The following is an 18,059-nucleotide window of genomic DNA, read 5'->3' on the forward strand; positions in this document are numbered from 1 at the left end:
CGAGCAGCGCTCCAGCTAGCTTGCGTCGCAAGCCTTCGCGTTATTAACCCATCTGCTGTTCCTCACAGCACCCGAGTCTCACGCAAGGACGGAAAATATGAGCGTTCCGGATCTGGTGGCATTCACCCATGCCCGAACCCGCGAAGCCGACAGTTGGTTGTTTGGCCGACGTCGTACCTGGCAGGTGTTTAGTCTGTTCAGTTTGTTGATGGTCTTTGACTTTGCGGACCGAATGATTATTGCGGCATTGCTGCCTGCTATTCGTCTCGAATGGCATATCAATGACGCACAAGCGGGACTGCTCAACTCAGCACTGACCTTGGGCATGATTGTCTTTGCGTTTCCGGTCGCACTGGCGGTCGATCGCTGGAGTCGGGTGAAAACGGCGGGTTTAATGGGCGTTGCCTGGAGCGTCGCTGCCATGGTGGGCGGAGTGGCAGCCAGTTTCGGTCAACTGCTTGCTGCGCGAGCCGTGGTGGGGGTAGGTGAAGCCGGCTATGCGCCCGCGGCCTATTCGTGGATTGCCGCAGCTTTCCCGCGCCGCCATCTGCAGTTCGCCTTGGGCTTCTTCAGCGCGAGTGCTCCGGTGGGTATGGCTTTGGGTATAGCGGGAGGTGGATATATTGCCAGTCATTATGGTTGGCGCCACGCGTTTGGCATCGTCGCGTTGCCAGGACTGCTCGCCGCTGCGCTGTTATACCGGGGACGCGACTATAGCAATCGCGACTTCGTCAAGCGTGTCGAGGCCGAAACCACAATGGGTCATCAACTGGACGGCGCGATCGAATCGCGTCTGCGCATTCTTCGGATTCCGTCTTTAAGCCTGTCATTCTTCATGTCCGGCATGATCATGATGCAGAGCGTGCCGGTCTTTTACTTTCTTCCCACCTACCTGATTCGGATATACGGCATACCTTTGCAGAAAGCGTCATTTCTCGCGAGCGCTTTGATGTTGTTGCCCATCGTCGGAACCCCTATGGGCGGATGGATTATGGACAGGCTGACGCAGCGCTATCGAAGTGCAAAACTCGTTTATCTCGCGATCTCCGCCGGACTCTGCACAACCCTCTACCTTATGGTCTTTCACTTCGCCGCGAGTTGGCAAGTGCAGTACGGCCTGCTCGTGATTGCCAGCTTTGTCGGCGCGACGGCCTTGAGCACGCCGATGAGCATGACACAAGAACTGGTTCATCCGCGTGGACGCGCGTTCTCGAGTACCTGCGGTGTGATCGCAAGTGCTGCGCTCGGGTCGATGCCGGGGCCCTACCTGACCGGGTTGCTGTCCGATCGTTTCGGACTTCGGTCCGCCCTGGCCTCGGTTACGCTTGTCAGTGGCGCGCTGATCACGGTTGCGGCGTTGCTCGCACTACGGTTCTATTTGCGCGATCTGGATCGCGTTAGCAGGTTCGACGTTGTTCTACGATCAACCCTGCGCTCCTGACGTACCGGCATGAATTCCCGCAGTGGAAAGAGCCACCAGACCCATGATCTGTGCGGTCAAAAAACGCCTTACTCTCTGACTTTCCGAACAAGACGATGACAACATGGACAACTTCAGACATTCCCGCCCAAACCGGCAAGCTGGCTATAGTGACCGGTTCGACGGGAGGGCTCGGATATCAAATCGCCCTTGCTCTCGCCAAGGCCGGGGCTGAGGTCGTCCTGGCCGCGCGAGATGTCGATAAGGGACAGCAGGCATTAAACGATATTGCTACCGCGTGTTCCGGTGCAAAGGTGCGTTTCGAGTTACTCGATCTTGCGAGCGTTGCTTCTGTCGCGCACTTTGCCGGCCGGATCCATGCAGCCGGTCGCCGCCTCGATCTGCTCGTCAACAATGCCGGTGTCATGGCGTTGCCGGACCGCAAAGTCAGCGCTGACAATCTTGAACTTCAATTTGCGACGAACCACCTCGGGCACTTTGCGCTAACAGCACGACTGCTGCCACTTCTGCGCGGAAACCATGGCGCCCGGGTGGTCAGCATGAGCAGTTTGGCTCATCGTCAGGGACATATCGACTTTGGCGATTTGCAATCTACTCGTGCCTATCATCCGTGGAAGGCCTATTCGCAGTCGAAGCTCGCCAATCTGCTTTTCACTCGGGAACTGCAGCGGCGCAGCGACGCAGCTGAATGGGGCTTGTTGAGTAACGCCGCACATCCCGGCTCGTCCCGCACGGATCTCGTGGCAAACGGCCCAGGGAAGGCCAGCAGTGTCCTGATGCGTTTGGCAACGCTACTTGAACCGCTAATGAGTCAGTCAGCTGCGGATGGCGCGCTGCCGGCGCTGTACGCTGCGACATCGCCCGCGGCAGCAGCCGGTGCTTACTATGGGCCGGATGGATTTTACGAGATGAAGGGACCACCATCCTTAGCGAAGATCGCGTCGCAAGGGCTCGATCCCGCAGCGGCGGTCCGATTGTGGGATTGCTCGAACGAGCTGACAGGTGTGAGTTGGGACTAGCCATAAACAGACTCGGATCTATTGCCACTTGTGGCCGGATGCCGACTCCATCTACTGACCGAGAAGAACTACCGCGTGACGCATTGGCTCCAGCGAGAATGTGACCACGCCACTCAGCGGAGTATTCATTTCCAGAATCAGAAAAGTCGCTTCCGAAGTCGAGAGCGTGCCCATAAACAACACAGCAATGATGGTCCCATTGCGATGAGCGAACAGGCCGAACGTGCCGGAGATCATCGCCAACCACGACACTAAAACGATCAACAGGGACGTGGGAACTGCCCCCTTCGCCCCTAGCAGTTCCAGCCAGCGCACCGTGGACAGGTCTTTTGATAATCTGGATGGCATGCGCCTGCCTTTGATGCTCGTCCTGATGGGCGAAATGGAGCCAGAAGCATTGCCGGACTATCTGTCGGGGATTCTGATCGGCGTGGAGGTGGCGAGCGTGATGGGGACGTTCGCATCGGATCTGTCACGCCTGATTTTGCTGATTGGCGACGATGACCTATGCAGACGGTACAGGTGGGCGCTGGAGAGCGTCGGCATCGAGCCCGTCAGGGCTGGGGAAGATGCTACTGTTAGAGGACACGTGCGGATCGCGCGAGAGGCCGGGATTGTTGGGCGACTCAAGGATCGGAAGTGTATCTGCGTTCATCCTGCGATCTCCTTGGCTCGCTTTATCGGTTCTTCCCGAACAAGGACGCGGTTGCAGAAGTCCTGATGCTCAACTTTTCAGATCTTCTGGACGTCGAAAGCGCCATGCGCGCAAGTTTCTGGTTTGTAGCCGCCATTGATCTTGCAGTATGGGTAGGATGATGGGTAGGCCATGGCCTGGAGAAGTGGGAGTCAAACCCGGCGGGGCTTGGCGGGCAACTGTTGGAGTCGGTTGCCTGGACCCGGCTCACTCACATCGAAGCGTTCGCCAAGGTTTGCCGTCTGGCGCAGGCGCTGCTGGATCGTGGTCTCGGACCAGAGCGCCCATTGATGATGTTGTCGGGCAACGATCTTGAGTGGGCGCTGCTTTCGTTGGCCGCTCGGCATGTTGGCATTCCATTCGCGCCCGTGTCGCCGGCGTATTCCCTGCTCGCACCGGACGCGGCCAGGGTTAAACATGCCGTCTCATGGCACTGTCAGGTTAGCCGCCGGGTTGGGTAAGATGTTGCGATGAAAAAGACGAAATCGCTCTATCATGGCCACCGCTTTGCCGCCGTCGTCATCAGCTGCGCTGTTCGCTGGTATTTCAGATTCAGCCTGAGCCTGCGCGACATCGAGGAACTGCTGTTCGAACATGGTGTCGTCGTGACCTACGAGACGATCCGTTGCTGGTGCGACAAATTCAGCTCAGCTTTAGCCCACCAGGCCAGGGCCAGTCAGCGCAAGTCAGGCAGCACCTGGCATCTGGAGGAGATGTTCGTGACGCTGCGTGGCGAGCCCTATTTGTTGTGGCGAGCGGTCGACGAGCATGGTGCCGGGCTGGTGTGCTGATGCAGAAGCGGCGCTACAAGGCAGCGGCAGAGCGCTTGTTCAGGCGGGCGCTGCGCTCAACCCCGGTGCCGCGCAAAATCGTGACTGACAAGTTGCGCAGTTATGCGGCCGCGAAGGTGGATACCCCGAAGCTCGCTCACGTCAGGCATGTATTTGTCAAGGCGGCTGCGAGCGTGAACAACCGTGCCGAGCATAGCCATCGGCCGACCAGCCCACCGGCAGACGCGAACGCCAGATGTGCGGCTTTCGCGACCCCAAACGCACGCAGGCATTTCTCTCCAGTTTCGGTCCGAACCGGCAACACTTCGTGTTGCCCAGACATCGCGCGAATGCCGTGCGTCATCGTATCGAACTCAAGTTGGCGCATCCACCTACGCTCGCCGTGGTGTGAGGGAGGAGCGTGACCATGGCTAATCTGGTGGAGATTCTCGACTATCTGCGCAGCCATGTGGACACAGTCGAGCGGTCATCGGTCTCAGAACGGCATCATCGCAGCTTCGGGACGAATCGTGATCCATTGCCATTGCGTGTACTCATCGTGGTCGGCGGCCGCTCCCATGCTCGTGCCGTTGCCGGACTGCCCTCGGCCTCCGAAGGGATTTACGCCTTCGTCTGCAACGGTCTGCGCATTGATATGCAATAAGCCGCAGCGCAGCCGTTCTCCGATGGCGGTAGCTCTTGACAGATCCTTCCCGATGACGCCGGCGGACAATCCGTAGGCGGTTTGATTCGCCAACTCGACGGCCTCGTCGTCTGACTCGAACGTCGATAAAACCGCGACCGGCCCGAAGATCTCCTCTTCGAACGCCGCCATGCCCGGCTTCACGTCTGTCAGCACCGTCGGCTCATAAAATAGCCCCGAGTAGCAACCGCCCGCACGGACAACTGCGCCCGCGCCTACACTTGCCTCAACGATGCGGTGGATATTCGCAAGCTGCCTTACATTGATGATGGGGCCAATCGCGACGCCGTCGTCGAGCGGGTTGCCCACCCGGAGCCGCTTCGCCTTGTCGGCGAGACGCACGGCAAACTCTTCGGCAATGTCCCGATGCACGAGGATCTTTCCCGTCGCCATGCAAATCTGGCCTTGATGGAACCATGCACCGAACGCGGCGTTGCTGACCGCGACATCGAGGTCTGTGTCGTCGAGCACGATCAGGGGATTCTTGCCGCCCAACTCTAGTGAGACCTTCTTCAGGTGCCTGCCCGCAAGCTCGCCGACTGCGCGGCCGGCGGCCGTGGAACCCGTGAAGGCAAGCATCTTCACTTCGGACGCTTCCACAAGCGCGATGCCAGCATCGACGCCGCCCGGCACGACCTGAAGCACACCGGCTGGGAGGCCTGCAGCCTCGAAAGCCTGCGCAATGATGTAGCCGCCGGAAACGGGCGTTTGCGGATCGGGCTTGAGCACAACTGCATTGCCGAGCGCGAGCGCGGGGGCCACCGAGCGCATCGACAGCACCAGCGGGAAATTGAATGGAGAGATTACGCCGACCACACCATGCGGGGCACGCCGCGCGTAGCTATGACGCCCGGGTACCGATGGCAAAACGAGGCCATGTGGTTGCAGCGGAAGACCGGCTGCGATGTTCAGCAGGTTGATCGCCTCGTGGACTTCCAGTGTCGCTTTGGCGAGGATGCTGCCGGATTCGCGTGCAATGAATCTCGCAAGATCGCCTGCCTGCTGTTCCATCCACATGGCGGCGCGCCGAAATACTGCGGACCTTTCGCGAGGCGCCAATGCCGCCCACGCTGGTTGTGCTGCAGCCGCGTGGCGGCTCGCTGCCTGCACCGTGCCCGCGTTACCAACACCCACGCAGGTCAGGACTTCGCCCGTGGCGGGCTCGACTATGTCGGCAATATCGCCGGACACATACCATGCCCCATCAGCGCCGCCGAAGAGCTTGCCGAGCCAACGGCTAGTGTCGAATCGTTCGGATGTCACGTTGTGAATCATGTTGTCGTCTCCTGTTTTACCTGAAATTCGCCGGCTCCATCGTCCGGCATGGACCGCAGTTATATCGCAGCGACGGCGTGTCGCGTAGTGATTCGACACGTGCACGGGCCGCGGTACTCAGGACTATCCCTAGGTGCGTGAAACGAAGACCAATCCGCAGCGGGTGTGGGGGGAGGTCGTTCCCGGGCGGGAACGTTGCGTTCCTGCCCGCCCGTTTCTATGGGGGGCTGGCTAGCGTAGCCTGCAGGCTCGATTCGATTGACGCACACCAAGGAGACATGACGCGATGGATTTCCGCGACCCCGCTACAACGCAACAAACATCAGGCGCCATACCCGAACACCAGGCAGCATTCACATCGCTGTGTGCCGAAGTCGATCTGCCCGCGCTTCAGATCGAAGGCAAGTTCCCGCAATGGCTCTCTGGACAGCTGTTGCGCAATGGCCCGGGGACGTTCGAGGCGGGCGACGATCTGCTGCGTCACCAGTTCGATGGTCCGGCCATGTTTCATCGCTTCGGATTCCGCGACGGCCAGGTGAGCTATGCAAACCGATTCTGCCGTTCTCCGATGTTCGCGTACATCGAGAAGCATCACCGCCTCGGCAACACCACGTTCGGCACGCCCGTGGGTCGGGAGACCATGCAGCGGCTTCGCGAAGAAGCCGCCCGGGGCGACGCGCCTGCGGTCAATCCCAGTGTCGCGTTCATGGAGATCGCCGGCGACATCTACGCGACGACCGACGGTAGCACGCTACCCGTTCGCATCGAACCCGATACGCTCGAAACGCTTGGGCCGCTCGTATGGGATGACGTCCTTCAGAAGCAGGACTGTGCAGGGAACCCGGTCGACCAATGGCGCATGCGCGGCACGACTGGGCATTGGCATCGTCATCCGCGTGACGGGAGCGCCATCAACTATTTCGTTCAGCCCGCACACGGCGAAGTGAAGGAGTCGTACAACTTCTTTCGCGTGCCGAAGGGAAGCGTTACGCGTGAACCGATTGCCTCAATCCCAACCGATCAGTCCGCTTTTATCCACGCGTTCTGTGTCACTGATCGGTACATCATCCTGCCCGAGTCGCCCTTGCGCCTCGATGGAGCGCTATATGCAAGCGGGGGTTCGGTAGCTGGATCCGTGTACTGGCGAAAAGACACGCCAATGTATCTTCATATCATCGATTTGATTCAGAAGCGGCTCATCCGCACGATCGAGGTGAGGCCGTCCTACGTTATGCACACCGTGAACGCTTACGAAGACGGCGACGAGATCGTGCTCGACATGGCGGTCTACGACAATGGCGACCACGTGTGGGAACTTGGCCTCGATCCAGCCTTGCGCCCGGCCGGCGGCATTTTTACCGAGGCGCGCGCACCCGAGTTGCGCAGCCATGCGAAGCCTTATCGCTATCGTCTGAATCCCAATACCGGCGCCGTGGGCGAGACGCTGATCGCCGACGTTTGCGTCGAACTGGCGACGCTTGATTACGCGCAACGCAACGGCGTCCGCTATGGCCGGTTCTACGCCACGGGTATCGATGACCGGCCAACATCGCGGTTCTACAACCAGTTGTCTTCGTTCGACCTGACGTCCGGGGACTACAAGACGTATAGCGTCGACAGGCACTATCTTGGAGAGCCAGTCTTTGTGCCGCGCCCCGGGCGCACCGCCGAATCGGACGGGGTGCTCCTCTCGGTCGGTCTGGATGGTGTTGCGGGGCATTCGTATCTGCTCGCACTCGACCCTGCCTCGCTGGAACCCATCGCGAAGGCGCTCGTGCCGCACGCCGTGCCATCGGGTTTTCACGGCTACTTCATCGGGAGCCGCGCATGAGCATCGTCCTCACCGGAATTTCACTGTCGCGGCCCGATTTGCTGCACAACCTGTGCTATGTGAATGGCGAGTGGGTCGCTGCGGAAGACGGCGAAACCTTCGACGTCGTCAACCCCGCCACCGGACAGACAATCGGCGCAGTGCCCAGATTCTCTGCGCCCCAGGTCGAGTTGGCGATCTCCCGAGCGGAGACCGCGTTTCATGCATGGCGCGAACAGACGGCGGAGCATCGGGCCAAGGTGCTGCGCCGCTGGTTCGATCTGATGCAACGGCACGCAGATGATCTTGCCACGATCGTGACGCTGGAAAACGGCAAACCGCTAGGCGAAGCGAGGGGCGAAGTGGCGTATGCCGCGTCGTTCCTTGAATGGTTTGCTGAAGAGGCGCGCAGGACCTATGGCGACGTGATACCGGCGCCGATACAGAACCGGACGATCAACGTCATCAAGCAACCGGTCGGCGTGTGCGCTGCAATCACGCCGTGGAATTTCCCGTTGGCTATGGTGACGCGCAAGGTCGGCCCGGCGTTGGCGGCCGGTTGCAGCGTCGTGCTCAAACCCGCGGAGCAGACGCCGTTTTCGGCGTTCGCGCTGGCCCGTCTCGCGCATGAGGCCGGTGTGCCGCCTGGCGTGTTCAACGTGGTCACGGGCGATCCCCGCACGATTGGCGGCGTGTTGACCACGAGCAGCGTGGTTCGCAAGCTGTCGTTCACCGGGTCAACGGCTGTTGGGGTGACCTTGATGGAACAATGCGCCCGCACCATGAAAAGGCTCTCGTTGGAGCTGGGAGGTAACGCACCGGTCCTTATTTTTGACGACGCGGATCTCGATCTTGCCGTCGAGGGCACGATGGTTGCCAAGTTCCGCAACAGTGGACAGAGTTGCGTGGGTGCCAATCGGATTTACGTGCAGCGCGGGCTGTATGCGGCTTTCGCTGAGAAGTTTGCCCGCCGCGTTGCGCAACTGAAAGTCGGCAACGGTTTCGATGCCGGTGTCGATATTGGACCGTTGATCGATACAAGGGCGGTCGCCAAGGTCGAGCGCCATCTGAACGACGCACGTTCCCGCGGCGCTCGTGTGCTGGTGGGCGGTAATCGACACGTGCTGGGACAGACCTTCTTCGAGCCTACGCTGCTCGCCGATGTGCCGCAAGACGCGCTCATTGCTTCCGAAGAGACATTTGGGCCACTCGCCGCATTGATCCCGTTCGAGACGTTGGAAGAAGGCATTGGTTTGGCGAACGACTCGCCGTTCGGCCTCGCATCCTATGTCTTCACAAACGATCTGTCCCGGGCCCTGCGTGTGAGCGAGCGGCTCGAATCGGGGATGGTCGGTGTCAACACCGGGCTGATTTCAAGCGTGGTTGGACCGTTCGGCGGCGTCAAGATGTCGGGGCTGGGCCGGGAAGGATCGAAGTACGGAATCGATGAATATCTGGAGACCAAATACATCTGCCTCGACAGTGCGGTAGCCAGGTAGGGGCAATGGGGAGTAGCGCCCCGTGTCGCACAAACATTCGCCCAGGAAGACCTGGCGACGGTCATGATATTGAAAGCTGTCGGCGAACAGCCACTACTTACCCACGATGACGGAGGCTGCCCGGGGCGAGGAGGCTAATCGTGTTCGTTCGTCCCATTATGGAGTCGCTGGACTGACCTTGCATCATCACTCATAATCAGCGGAAGAAAGGTAACGATAGTGAGTGCCATGCAGTGGGACGAATTGGACGTTTTCCTGTGCGTTGCCGAACTGGGCAGCTTTACCCGCGCTGCTGAAAGGCTCGGTCGACCGAAATCGACCGTTAGCCGAGCCGTCGCCGCGCTCGAGGCGCGGCTCGGCGAACGGCTCCTCGAGCGAAGCAGCCGAAGTGTCCGCTTAACCGACGCCGGACGTGATCTGCTCGCCAGGGCGAAACCGCACGTCACGGAGCTCAACGACATCCTCAACGAGCACGAATCTCTGAGCAGCGTGCCGCGAGGCATGCTTCGTATTGCAGCATCGTATGAGATCGTGACGCAAGGCCTGTTCGACATCCTGCCGGATTTGTTGTCGACGTATCCTGAACTACAGGCGACGATCGAGATCACGCATCACCTCGTTGATCCCATTGAAAACGGGTACGACCTCCTTCTCTATCAAAGCCAGACAGCTTTGCCGGACTCATCTATCGTTGCGCGCCACCTCTATGACGTCGAATTCGGTATATTCGCGTCGCCTCCACTGATCCGGAAGTACGGACTGCCCAAGTCGCCTGACGAGCTTCGGTCCTGGCCAATGGTCACGACCAGCGTAGGGCAGGTGTGGCAATTCGCGCATACGCCAACAGGCGCGATTCACTCGCTTTCAACACAGCCACGGCTATCCGTGCCGAGCGCGCAGGGACGCCTGCTTGCTGCCGAGAAAGGGTGCGGCGTCGCCGTATTGTCCACAATGCTCTGCAAGGAGGCGCTGGCGGCGCGCCGCATCGTGCGCATCCTCCCTGATTTTGTGCCCGTCCCGCTTGCGATCTACGCCTTGCTGCCGAGCCGCAAGGCCACTCCGGCCCGGGTAACTGCATTGCTGAATGCCTTCACTCAGCGTTTCGGTGGCGGGCGTACACGCAGATAATGACGCGCATGGTCTGCTGTTTTTACTTTAGTTCGTCAATCCGGCGAGCTTCACCATCTGTTGTTGAGGAGCCCTTGGGGCGCCGCCAGGTGTCAAGCGAGAGGAAGTCGGTAGCGAGTTAAAACCACACGCGCGCTTGCAGCTTCCGGATGCGTTTCTCGTCCGTTTACATCTGCAGGTTGTTGCGCGGCCGCTAGGCTTCTAGTGTCCCGAGTTAAAAATTCATTGCCTTATTTGCGTTGTGTACTAACCTGGGTTGCAGGGTTCGCAAATAAGCGAGGCGATGATGAGAGGAAGACCGAAGGCGCCACTTGTCTTGAGTGAAGCGGAACGCGAACAGCTCACGGCGCTGACAATGCGACGCAAGACCGCGCAGGCGCTGGCCTTGCGCGCACGCATTGTGCTGGCCTGCGCCGCGGGCATCGACAACAGGACGGTGGCGACAGGACAGCGTGTCACCTCGCATACGGTATCGAAGTGGCGTTCGCGATTCATCAATCACCGCGTGGACGGGTTGCTCGATGCACCGCGCCCGGGAGCACCCCGGACGATCGAGGACTCCCGGGTAGACGCGCTCATTGCCCGCACGCTTGAGTCCGTGCCCACGGGAGCGACCCACTGGAGCACGCGCACGATGGCCCGCGAGATGGGGCTGTCGCAGACAGCCGTGACGCGGATATGGCGAGCCTTCGGGCTTCAGCCACACCGGCAGGAGACCTTCAAGCTCTCCAGCGATCCATTGTTTGTGGACAAGGTGCGCGATATCGTTGGGCTGTATCTGGACCCGCCGCTCAAGGCCATGGTGTTGTGCGTGGACGAGAAGAGCCAGATCCAGGCGCTGGACCGCACCCAGCCTATGCTGCCGCTGGCCCCGGGCATCCCTGAGCGACGCACGCACGACTATATGCGCCACGGCACGACCACACTGTTCGCGGCACTGGACATCTCTACGGGCGAAGTCATTGGCGAACTGCATCGACGTCATCGCAGCAGTGAATTCCTGCAGTTCCTGCGCACCATCGAGGCCAACGTGCCATCCCAACTGGACGTGCATCTGGTGATGGACAACTACGGTACGCACAAGACCTCCTCGATCAATACCTGGCTGGCTCGCCATCCACGTTTTCATGCGCATTTCACCCCGACCTCTGCTTCGTGGATTAACCAGGTCGAACGATGGTTTGCCACGCTCAGCGAGACATACATCCGCCGTGGCACTCATCGCTCCACCCAGCAACTCGAACAGGCTATTCGCCAATACATCCAGATCAACAACACTGATCCGAGACCTTTCAACTGGACCAAATCGGCCGACGACATCCTCGCCAGCGTCAAGCGATTTTGTCTACGAATCTCTAACTCGGGACACTAGTGCGCAGCATTGCGGCACCGCTACAAGGGCGAATTGTCCGCACCCGGCGCATCGCAGGTCCTGACGATCAGGCAGACTTGCGCACCACAAGTCGCATCGCTTCGGCCTCCATTTCCTCGGCTTGATCGCTTACTCGTCTCTCTCAGTTCAGCTTGGAGAATCATCTCCTCAAGATATGTCAAAATTCGTTGGACCGCTACAGCTACGATCTTGAGTGCTTTCAAGGTCCGTGCCGTTCTTCTCCCATCGGAATCCGCATGACGCGGCATTGCAGCGACACCACCAGCCATCGGTACTTTTACTGATAGTTCATTTCGAAAATCCAAGTCGCAAAGCTTGCCACGACCCATCGTCCCGCAGGCGGAACGCCATGTTCCCGATTCGCCTTGATTCAGCATTTACGTCTGCGTAGCTTCTCGTCTTGGGGAGCAGGACATTGGTAGCTGACGCTCAAAAGTCGACGGTCATAGGAAAGGAAGAAATCGCAGATATAAATTAGTGACGCGAGATATAAACCAATTAAACAGCTTGGAAGAACGAAGGAATGGAAACGTCAATCATGAAGAAACTAAGTTTAGCCGTGTTACTGTTCATTTCGGTTGGAGAAGTACATGCGCAAAGTTCGGTGACGCTATTCGGCGTCGTTGACGCAGGGCTGATGTATCAGAGCCAGAATGGCGGAACCGGACTGGGCGGGAAAACCAAGAACAGCGTCACCATGTTTACAGGCGCTGGCGGCAGCGACAACAACGTATTCGGCATGCAGGGACAAGAAGACCTTGGCGGGGGCATGCAAGTCGGCTTCAGGCTGATGGGCGAGTTCAATAGCGGGAACGGGGCGCTGGACAGCGCGGGAACGTTATTCAGTTCGGAGTCGAATGTCTATTTTCAGAACCAGTACGGCCGCGTAACGGTGGGAAAGCAGATCGACCCCGCCTATCTGGCGTTGGTCTTCTCCGATCCTCGTGATGCCAAAAACGCGTATAGCGCGGCCGGCGCCTGGAATTTCCTTGAGGGAAATGATCCTGCGCCCGGCGATACCGCATATGAGTCGAACGCCATATCCTATTCGTATCGTGATCGTGGTATGAGCGCTAGCGTGCTCTACCGGGTCGGCGGGGTACCGGGCGCGCTATCTCAAGGCCGGGTTATCTCCGCTGCCGTCGGTTACGACAACGGCAGCCTGATTGGAAATGGCGGCTTCCTGACCAAGAACGATTCGACGGGGACCCGTGATTTGCGCATCTGGGAGATGGGCGTCGGTTACCGCATAAAAAGCGTCACGATAAAAGCCCTGTACGTCGATTACGATTTGCCGCTTGGCAACGCCGTGGCTCCCATCGGCATGACGCCACCGTCGCACGTCATCATGGCAGGCGGCGGGGTGAACTGGAATCTCTCCCCAGCGCAGGAGATCACCGCTGCCTATTATTTTACCGAGAACAGAATGGACACCACCAACGCGACGTCGATGTACGTCCTCAGCGACGACTATTCATTGAGCAAGCGGACGAAGCTGTATGGCTATATCGGCTTGATGTCGGCCAAGAAAGGCGCGAATGCGCTCACGGCTCTTACGACGGCTCAGTTGACGAGTGGCTATCCGGATTCCAATACGACTACCATCGGTATTGGCATACAGCACAAGTTCTAAAGTAAAGAGCGGTTTAATTTGCCAGCCGCCAATCGCTTCTTGCGTTGGCGGTTCGCGGTTCGCATGAGACTGCGTATGGCTTCTACTGCTGCGCCCTTAGATTGCCGAGGGAATGAGCGATAAAGTTGGACTGGACGGCAGCGCGCGCTCACAACGACAAAGTCTTCTCTATATCATCCGTGCAACAGGCGCAGTGCCGCCTCCGGCCATTCTGTAATCGTGCCTCTGGCCGGCGCGCCCTTGATGCTAGGTAAGCGTCGAGCCGTCAGCCTCCAGGTGACGCTGGATTGACGATCGAAAATTAATAACGATTGGATCGCTTAAACAACAAATTTATTGTGCCTGGCGTATTTCTCGCCCGCTTACACCTAAATCAAGAGATTGAAATGTCGAATCATAAGAAGTTCTTTATCAATGGACAGTGGATTGACCCGGTCTCCGAGAAGACACTCGATGTGATCAATCCGGCCACGGAAGAGGTCTACACGCAGATTGCATCGGGTTCGGCAACTGATGTCGACAAAGCTGTGGTGGCGGCACGGAATGCGTTCGTCTCTTACTCCGAGACACTGCCCGAGTACAGAATCGCGTTGCTCAAACGTATTCTCGATGCGTATAACGACCGATACGAGGACATTGCTAGGGCTATCACCGAGGAGATGGGTGCACCGCTGGCTTTTTCGATGGATGCGCAAGCCTACACTGGACGCGCGCACCTGGAAGCGACGATCGAGGCGCTTGAGCATTTCGCGGCCGACGAGAAGCGCGGCACGACGCTCGTGGCGCGTGAGCCGATTGGTGTCTGTGCGCTGATTACGCCCTGGAACTGGCCGATGAACCAGGTTGTCACCAAAGTCGCACCGGCACTCGCAGCAGGTTGCACGGTGATCCTGAAGCCAAGCGAAATTGCCCCGATTAGCAGCCTGATCTTTGCAGAGGTCATCGAGGCCGCAGGCGTGCCCCCTGGCGTATTCAATCTCGTGAACGGTACGGGTCCGGACGTTGGGCAGGTGATGGCATCACACCCCGGCGTCGACATGGTGTCGTTTACGGGATCGACCCGCGCGGGCGTGATCGTCGCGAAGGCGGCAGCGGATACTGTCAAACGCGTCGCGCAGGAGCTGGGCGGGAAATCAGCCAACATCATCCTTGATGATGCCGATCTTGAGACGGCAGTGAGCAAAGGCGTAGCAGCGTGCTTCGCGAACTCCGGGCAATCCTGCGACGCACCGACGCGGATGCTTGTTCCTGCCGCTCGACATGAAGAAGCGATTCGTATCGCGCGTGTGGCGGCCGAGCAGGTGACGGTCGGCGACCCGCTCGACGAAAAGACGTCGAACGGGCCGGTTGTCAGTCAGACGCAGTTCGACAAGATCCAGCGATTGATCGGTAGGGGGATCGACGAGGGTGCCACGCTCATTTGCGGAGGACGTGATCGTCCCGAGCATCTGTCGAAGGGCTATTTCATTCGCCCGACCATTTTCGCGAATGTCGATCCGTCGATGACGATCGCTCGCGAGGAAATCTTCGGTCCGGTTCTCGCGATCATTCCTTACGCTAGCGAAGACGAAGCGATTCACATCGCAAATGATACGGTGTACGGCCTGGCAGCCTATGTGCAGTCAGGGAATATCGACCACGCGAGAAAGGTCGCACGCAAGATGAAGGCGGGGTCGGTCTATTTGAACTATCCCGACTGGGATACGCGTGCCCCGTTCGGCGGCTACAAGCAGTCCGGCAACGGTCGCGAGTACGCCGACTTTGGTCTGCATGACTTCACCGAAATCAAGGGTATCGTTGGCTGGAACTGATGGTGGAGGGTTTCAGAGACTGGGTGTATCGAACCCCTTATGTCTGTGAGACCTCGACGCTTTGATTGATGCAAACCCCGCAAGGGGTTCCACCCTGCCAGAACCTATACCGGAATAGACATGAGTGAGTTGCACTACCTATCCGCTACGGACGCGATTGCGGCCTTTAAGAAGCGAACGCTATCGCCTGTGGAGCTGCTGGACGCGGTCATCGAACGGGCGAAAGAAGTCGAACCGTCGATCAACGCGTTCTACGACACGCATTACGATGCGGCCTATGAAGCCGCGCGTCAATCCGAGGCGCGTTATGCACCCAATAGCACCGTGTCGCCAGGTCCGCTCGACGGCATCCCGACGGCAGTTAAGGGCGAGGAGCCGATAGCGAATCAGTCATGGACCTTGGGGTCCTTGCTCCTTGAGCACGAGGTCGCGCAATTCACCTCGCCTTGGATCGATCGTCTGCAGCAAGCAGGCGCAATTGTGCACGCGCGGACGACGTTGCCGGAATTCGCGATGTCCTACTTCTGTCATTCGAAGATTGATGGCGTGACACGCAATCCATGGAATCTCGGTTTCACGCCTGGTGGCTCATCGGGCGGCGCGGCTGCTGCACTCGCTGCGGGTAGCACGACTCTGGCTTCGGGCAGTGATGTTGCGGGTTCGATTCGCGTCCCTGCTTCGTTTTGTGGTCTCGTCGGTTTCAAGCCACCCTATGGACGCGTGCCGATGTGGGCACCGTTCAATCTCGATACGTATTGCCATGTCGGTCCGATGACGCGCACGGTGGCCGATGCCATTCTGATGCAGAACGTGGCCGCAGGTCCGCACCCTGATGATGCGATCAGTTTGCGCCCGACATACGTGCTTCCTGAACAAACGGAAGACGTTCGCGGAATGCGCATCGCGGTGTCGATCGACTTTGGAGGCTCATGGCCGATTGACGAAGAAATTCGTGTCAACACATTGGCTGTCGCCGATGCATTGCGATCGGCCGGGGCGATTGTCGAGCTCGTTGATCTGGTGATTCCGAGAGCGGACGTCATACGCGCATCGGCCATCCATTTTGCACCATTTATGGTGTGGGTCAACGAGCAATCAAAAGGCAAGGAAGAGCTGGTCAACGACTATCTGTTGCATGCAGCGAAGCTGATTCTGGCGCGTGCGGAAGGCGCTACGGCGCGTGAAGGCGCGGAACTCGAAGTGGCCATTTCGAGCCGTATCAGTCAGGTGCTGAGACACTACGATGCGCTGCTATGCCCAACGCTCGGTAGCCGCGGCTTTGTTGCGGGCGACCTCGCTCCAGCAAGGGTAGCGTTGTGTCATCCACGTGCATGCGCGGCGCCTTCAACTGGTGAGCGCGCAAACTAGGCAGCATTACCGAGAGCAGCTCGGCGGATGCCAGTTTCCATTCGCACAACGTGGCGCGTGGTAAGTGAACGCCACGGCGCGCGTAGCGCATTTCCTGTCGATTCAACGGCAAATGATCGACATAGGTGTTGACCATGACGTTGGCGAGCAGGCTGGCGCTTGCATTGCTCTTGGGCAACGGCGACGGCTGAGCGTTTGCGGTCACGATGGTCGATTCGCCATCCTTCTTCGCCACATATTTGAAGCGGATGTGCTCAATGACGGTGAGCCTGGACGGCTCGTAATGAAGCGTCTCGCTGCACTCTTCGCCGATCCGTTCGAGCGTATCGAACGCCATCTTCTGTTCGTCGCTCAGATCGTATTCGATGCGTGTGCGCGGCAGGTCCTTGGGCAGTGCAGGACGCCCTTTACGGGTGTGACTCTCTACGGGAACGGCGTCGACTGCTGGCGGTGCCGGGATATCGGTTGCGGCGTCGAACAGCTCGGCTTGGCCCGCCAGGCGCTCGGAGCTCACACCAAAGCGCGCACGGTTCAACTGCGCAATCTGATGCTGAAGGATTTCCAACTGCTCCCACAACACCCGTGCGAGCCGGTTCTGTTCGAGCGCGAATGCTTGCAGCGCATCGGGCTCGACGGGAAGATCCGCGACAGTGACGGCGTTGGGTGGCATGTGCTCCATGATGCCTAACTCAAGCCACGTTTACAAGCTCGGGGCTGCGCTGGAGCACTTCACGTCACGCGTGTCACTGCCACGGTGCGGTGCGGCTCTCGCGCCGGGATCTCGATGCCTTCGAGCCATGCGTTGAGCTCCGCGAGCGTGAAGCCGCGCTGAGCGAGTAATGAGGGTGACGGGAAACGGCCTCTTTCGAGGCGCTTATACCAAAGCGCGAAGCCGGTCCGGTCCTAATAAAGAATCTTCACTTTGGAGCGGTCTCGCGCCACGAAGACGAACAGGTTGCCCGATGCAGGCTTCTGAGCAAGTAGCGGCTCGACAAGATAAGACAGCCCATCGATCGCCTTGCGCATGTCGACTGGGTCGCGACAGATGTAAGCGCGAACGTCTGAAGCAATCAGCACTGACCACCTCCGAGCTGCCCGAGCACAAATCGCACGATGCGCTCGGCGTGAACGCCGCTCAGTTCGATACGAACGCCAGCGAGCGAGAGCGTCACCCTATCACGTGACGCCGGCGCGTCAGCCATTGGCAGTGCGACGGCCGGTACTTGGTGCGCCAACTTGCAATCCATATTCGAAGCGATGAATGCCGCGCCCGCAGTAACCGCGAGCGGCGGCTTAATCTCTTTGACGGCACCTAAAAGTTTCTTACGCCACAGGCTGAAGGTACTTACCGCGAGACCCTGTTCTCGGCAAAACCGCCGAGAGCCGATACCACTCTCTTTCCAGGTGGTGACCATTTCGCCCCAAAACACTTCCCCTTGCCGTGGGTGACGTGTACCCATCGCCGTTGCAGCCTGTAGTACTACAGCCGTAGATTTTTTTACTATACGTATAATA

The 18,059-nt window shown here is 59.0% G+C and carries 15 protein-coding genes and 3 pseudogenes; 13 read left to right on the forward strand and 5 right to left on the reverse strand.

The features are described from left to right. The first annotated feature begins 97 nt into the window (after positions 1–97). Together PQQ96_RS13020 and PQQ96_RS13025 are read left to right on the forward strand one after the other, a co-directional pair. A complete protein-coding gene (locus PQQ96_RS13020; protein ID WP_408292200.1) occupies positions 98–1,441 on the forward strand; it encodes an MFS transporter in 1,344 nt (447 codons plus the stop codon). 95 nt (positions 1,442–1,536) lie between these two features. Next, the gene (locus PQQ96_RS13025; protein ID WP_408292202.1) at positions 1,537–2,460 is read left to right on the forward strand and encodes an oxidoreductase; all 924 of its coding nucleotides are present in this window, start codon (positions 1,537–1,539) and stop codon (positions 2,458–2,460) included. A gap of 51 nt (positions 2,461–2,511) precedes the next feature. Here PQQ96_RS13025 and PQQ96_RS13030 read toward each other — a convergent pair whose 3' ends face one another. Next, a complete protein-coding gene (locus PQQ96_RS13030) occupies positions 2,512–2,808 on the reverse strand; it encodes a hypothetical protein (protein WP_408292337.1) in 297 nt (98 codons plus the stop codon). A 25-nt stretch (positions 2,809–2,833) separates the two neighbouring features. Between PQQ96_RS13030 and PQQ96_RS13035 the strand changes: the two genes are divergently transcribed. From PQQ96_RS13035 to PQQ96_RS13050, 4 genes and pseudogenes are all read left to right on the forward strand, one after another. Further along, positions 2,834–3,181, forward strand: a complete 348-nt coding sequence (locus PQQ96_RS13035; RefSeq protein WP_408292333.1) for a 2-dehydro-3-deoxygalactonokinase — start codon at positions 2,834–2,836, stop codon at positions 3,179–3,181. Beyond that, positions 3,100–3,276 carry a hypothetical protein gene (locus PQQ96_RS13040; protein ID WP_408292339.1) on the forward strand — a complete coding sequence of 59 codons (177 nt, stop codon included), beginning with the start codon at positions 3,100–3,102 and terminating at the stop codon, positions 3,274–3,276. The genes PQQ96_RS13035 and PQQ96_RS13040 overlap by 82 nt, the downstream gene beginning before the upstream one ends. Positions 3,277–3,336: 60 nt before the next feature. Continuing rightward, positions 3,337–3,615: an AMP-binding protein gene (locus PQQ96_RS13045; protein WP_408292203.1), complete on the forward strand. Its 279-nt coding sequence runs from the start codon at positions 3,337–3,339 to the stop codon at positions 3,613–3,615. A gap of 9 nt (positions 3,616–3,624) precedes the next feature. Next, positions 3,625–4,336: pseudogene (locus PQQ96_RS13050) on the forward strand (IS6 family transposase). A gap of 84 nt (positions 4,337–4,420) precedes the next feature. On the opposite strand, the gene PQQ96_RS13055 reads toward PQQ96_RS13050, so the two are convergent. Beyond that, complete coding sequence (locus tag PQQ96_RS13055; protein ID WP_408292205.1) at positions 4,421–5,902, reverse strand: benzaldehyde dehydrogenase; 1,482 nt, start codon at positions 5,900–5,902, stop codon at positions 4,421–4,423. 286 nt (positions 5,903–6,188) lie between these two features. Here PQQ96_RS13055 and PQQ96_RS13060 point away from each other — a divergent pair, with 286 nt between their 5' ends. The 7 genes from PQQ96_RS13060 (at position 6,189) to PQQ96_RS13090 (ending at position 16,544) form a co-directional block, all read left to right on the forward strand. Next, positions 6,189–7,733 (forward strand): carotenoid oxygenase family protein, encoded by a 1,545-nt coding sequence (locus PQQ96_RS13060; protein WP_408292207.1) that lies wholly within the window; start codon positions 6,189–6,191, stop codon positions 7,731–7,733. After that, positions 7,730–9,211, forward strand: a complete 1,482-nt coding sequence (locus PQQ96_RS13065) for an NAD-dependent succinate-semialdehyde dehydrogenase (protein WP_408292208.1) — start codon at positions 7,730–7,732, stop codon at positions 9,209–9,211. The genes PQQ96_RS13060 and PQQ96_RS13065 overlap by 4 nt, the downstream gene beginning before the upstream one ends. Positions 9,212–9,439: 228 nt before the next feature. Further along, positions 9,440–10,339: a LysR family transcriptional regulator gene (locus PQQ96_RS13070; RefSeq protein ID WP_408292209.1), complete on the forward strand. Its 900-nt coding sequence runs from the start codon at positions 9,440–9,442 to the stop codon at positions 10,337–10,339. A 283-nt stretch (positions 10,340–10,622) separates the two neighbouring features. Continuing rightward, positions 10,623–11,711, forward strand: coding sequence for an IS630 family transposase (locus PQQ96_RS13075; RefSeq protein ID WP_408292211.1), 1,089 nt, complete (start codon positions 10,623–10,625; stop codon positions 11,709–11,711). A gap of 559 nt (positions 11,712–12,270) precedes the next feature. Then, positions 12,271–13,365, forward strand: coding sequence for a porin (locus tag PQQ96_RS13080; RefSeq protein WP_408292213.1), 1,095 nt, complete (start codon positions 12,271–12,273; stop codon positions 13,363–13,365). A gap of 386 nt (positions 13,366–13,751) precedes the next feature. Further along, positions 13,752–15,176 (forward strand): aldehyde dehydrogenase family protein, encoded by a 1,425-nt coding sequence (locus tag PQQ96_RS13085; protein ID WP_408292214.1) that lies wholly within the window; start codon positions 13,752–13,754, stop codon positions 15,174–15,176. Positions 15,177–15,296: 120 nt separating this feature from the next. Continuing rightward, on the forward strand, positions 15,297–16,544 hold the full coding sequence (locus PQQ96_RS13090) for an amidase (RefSeq protein WP_408292216.1): 1,248 nt from the start codon (positions 15,297–15,299) through the stop codon (positions 16,542–16,544). On the opposite strand, the pseudogene PQQ96_RS13095 reads toward PQQ96_RS13090, so the two are convergent. The 3 genes and pseudogenes from PQQ96_RS13095 to tnpA form a co-directional block, all read right to left on the reverse strand. Continuing rightward, positions 16,504–17,223, reverse strand: a pseudogene (locus PQQ96_RS13095) (transposase); the annotation flags it as partial. The gene PQQ96_RS13090 and the pseudogene PQQ96_RS13095 overlap by 41 nt on opposite strands. Before the next feature lie 50 nt (positions 17,224–17,273). Continuing rightward, positions 17,274–17,570, reverse strand: a pseudogene (tnpB, locus tag PQQ96_RS13100) (IS66 family insertion sequence element accessory protein TnpB). A gap of 44 nt (positions 17,571–17,614) precedes the next feature. Next, positions 17,615–18,004 carry an IS66 family insertion sequence element accessory protein TnpA gene (gene tnpA / locus PQQ96_RS13105; protein ID WP_408292218.1) on the reverse strand — a complete coding sequence of 130 codons (390 nt, stop codon included), beginning with the start codon at positions 18,002–18,004 and terminating at the stop codon, positions 17,615–17,617. Positions 18,005–18,059: the final 55 nt, after the last annotated feature.

The sequence above is a fragment of the Paraburkholderia sediminicola genome (genome assembly GCF_046027825.1).
Taxonomy (GTDB): Bacteria; Pseudomonadota; Gammaproteobacteria; order Burkholderiales; family Burkholderiaceae; genus Paraburkholderia; species Paraburkholderia sediminicola_D.

Bases quoted from the DNA above. Each gene is read 5' to 3' on its own strand.
- PQQ96_RS13020 (WP_408292200.1), top strand. From the start codon at position 98: ATGAGCGTTCCGGATCTGGTGGCATTCACCCATGCCCGAACCCGCGAA.
- PQQ96_RS13025 (WP_408292202.1), top strand. From the start codon at position 1,537: ATGACAACATGGACAACTTCAGACATTCCCGCCCAAACCGGCAAGCTG.
- PQQ96_RS13030 (WP_408292337.1), bottom strand. From the start codon at position 2,808: ATGCCATCCAGATTATCAAAAGACCTGTCCACGGTGCGCTGGCTGGAA.
- PQQ96_RS13035 (WP_408292333.1), top strand. From the start codon at position 2,834: ATGGGCGAAATGGAGCCAGAAGCATTGCCGGACTATCTGTCGGGGATT.
- PQQ96_RS13055 (WP_408292205.1), bottom strand. From the start codon at position 5,902: ATGATTCACAACGTGACATCCGAACGATTCGACACTAGCCGTTGGCTC.
- PQQ96_RS13060 (WP_408292207.1), top strand. From the start codon at position 6,189: ATGGATTTCCGCGACCCCGCTACAACGCAACAAACATCAGGCGCCATA.
- PQQ96_RS13065 (WP_408292208.1), top strand. From the start codon at position 7,730: ATGAGCATCGTCCTCACCGGAATTTCACTGTCGCGGCCCGATTTGCTG.
- PQQ96_RS13070 (WP_408292209.1), top strand. From the start codon at position 9,440: ATGCAGTGGGACGAATTGGACGTTTTCCTGTGCGTTGCCGAACTGGGC.
- PQQ96_RS13075 (WP_408292211.1), top strand. From the start codon at position 10,623: ATGATGAGAGGAAGACCGAAGGCGCCACTTGTCTTGAGTGAAGCGGAA.
- PQQ96_RS13080 (WP_408292213.1), top strand. From the start codon at position 12,271: ATGAAGAAACTAAGTTTAGCCGTGTTACTGTTCATTTCGGTTGGAGAA.
- PQQ96_RS13085 (WP_408292214.1), top strand. From the start codon at position 13,752: ATGTCGAATCATAAGAAGTTCTTTATCAATGGACAGTGGATTGACCCG.
- PQQ96_RS13090 (WP_408292216.1), top strand. From the start codon at position 15,297: ATGAGTGAGTTGCACTACCTATCCGCTACGGACGCGATTGCGGCCTTT.
- tnpA (WP_408292218.1), bottom strand. From the start codon at position 18,004: ATGGGTACACGTCACCCACGGCAAGGGGAAGTGTTTTGGGGCGAAATG.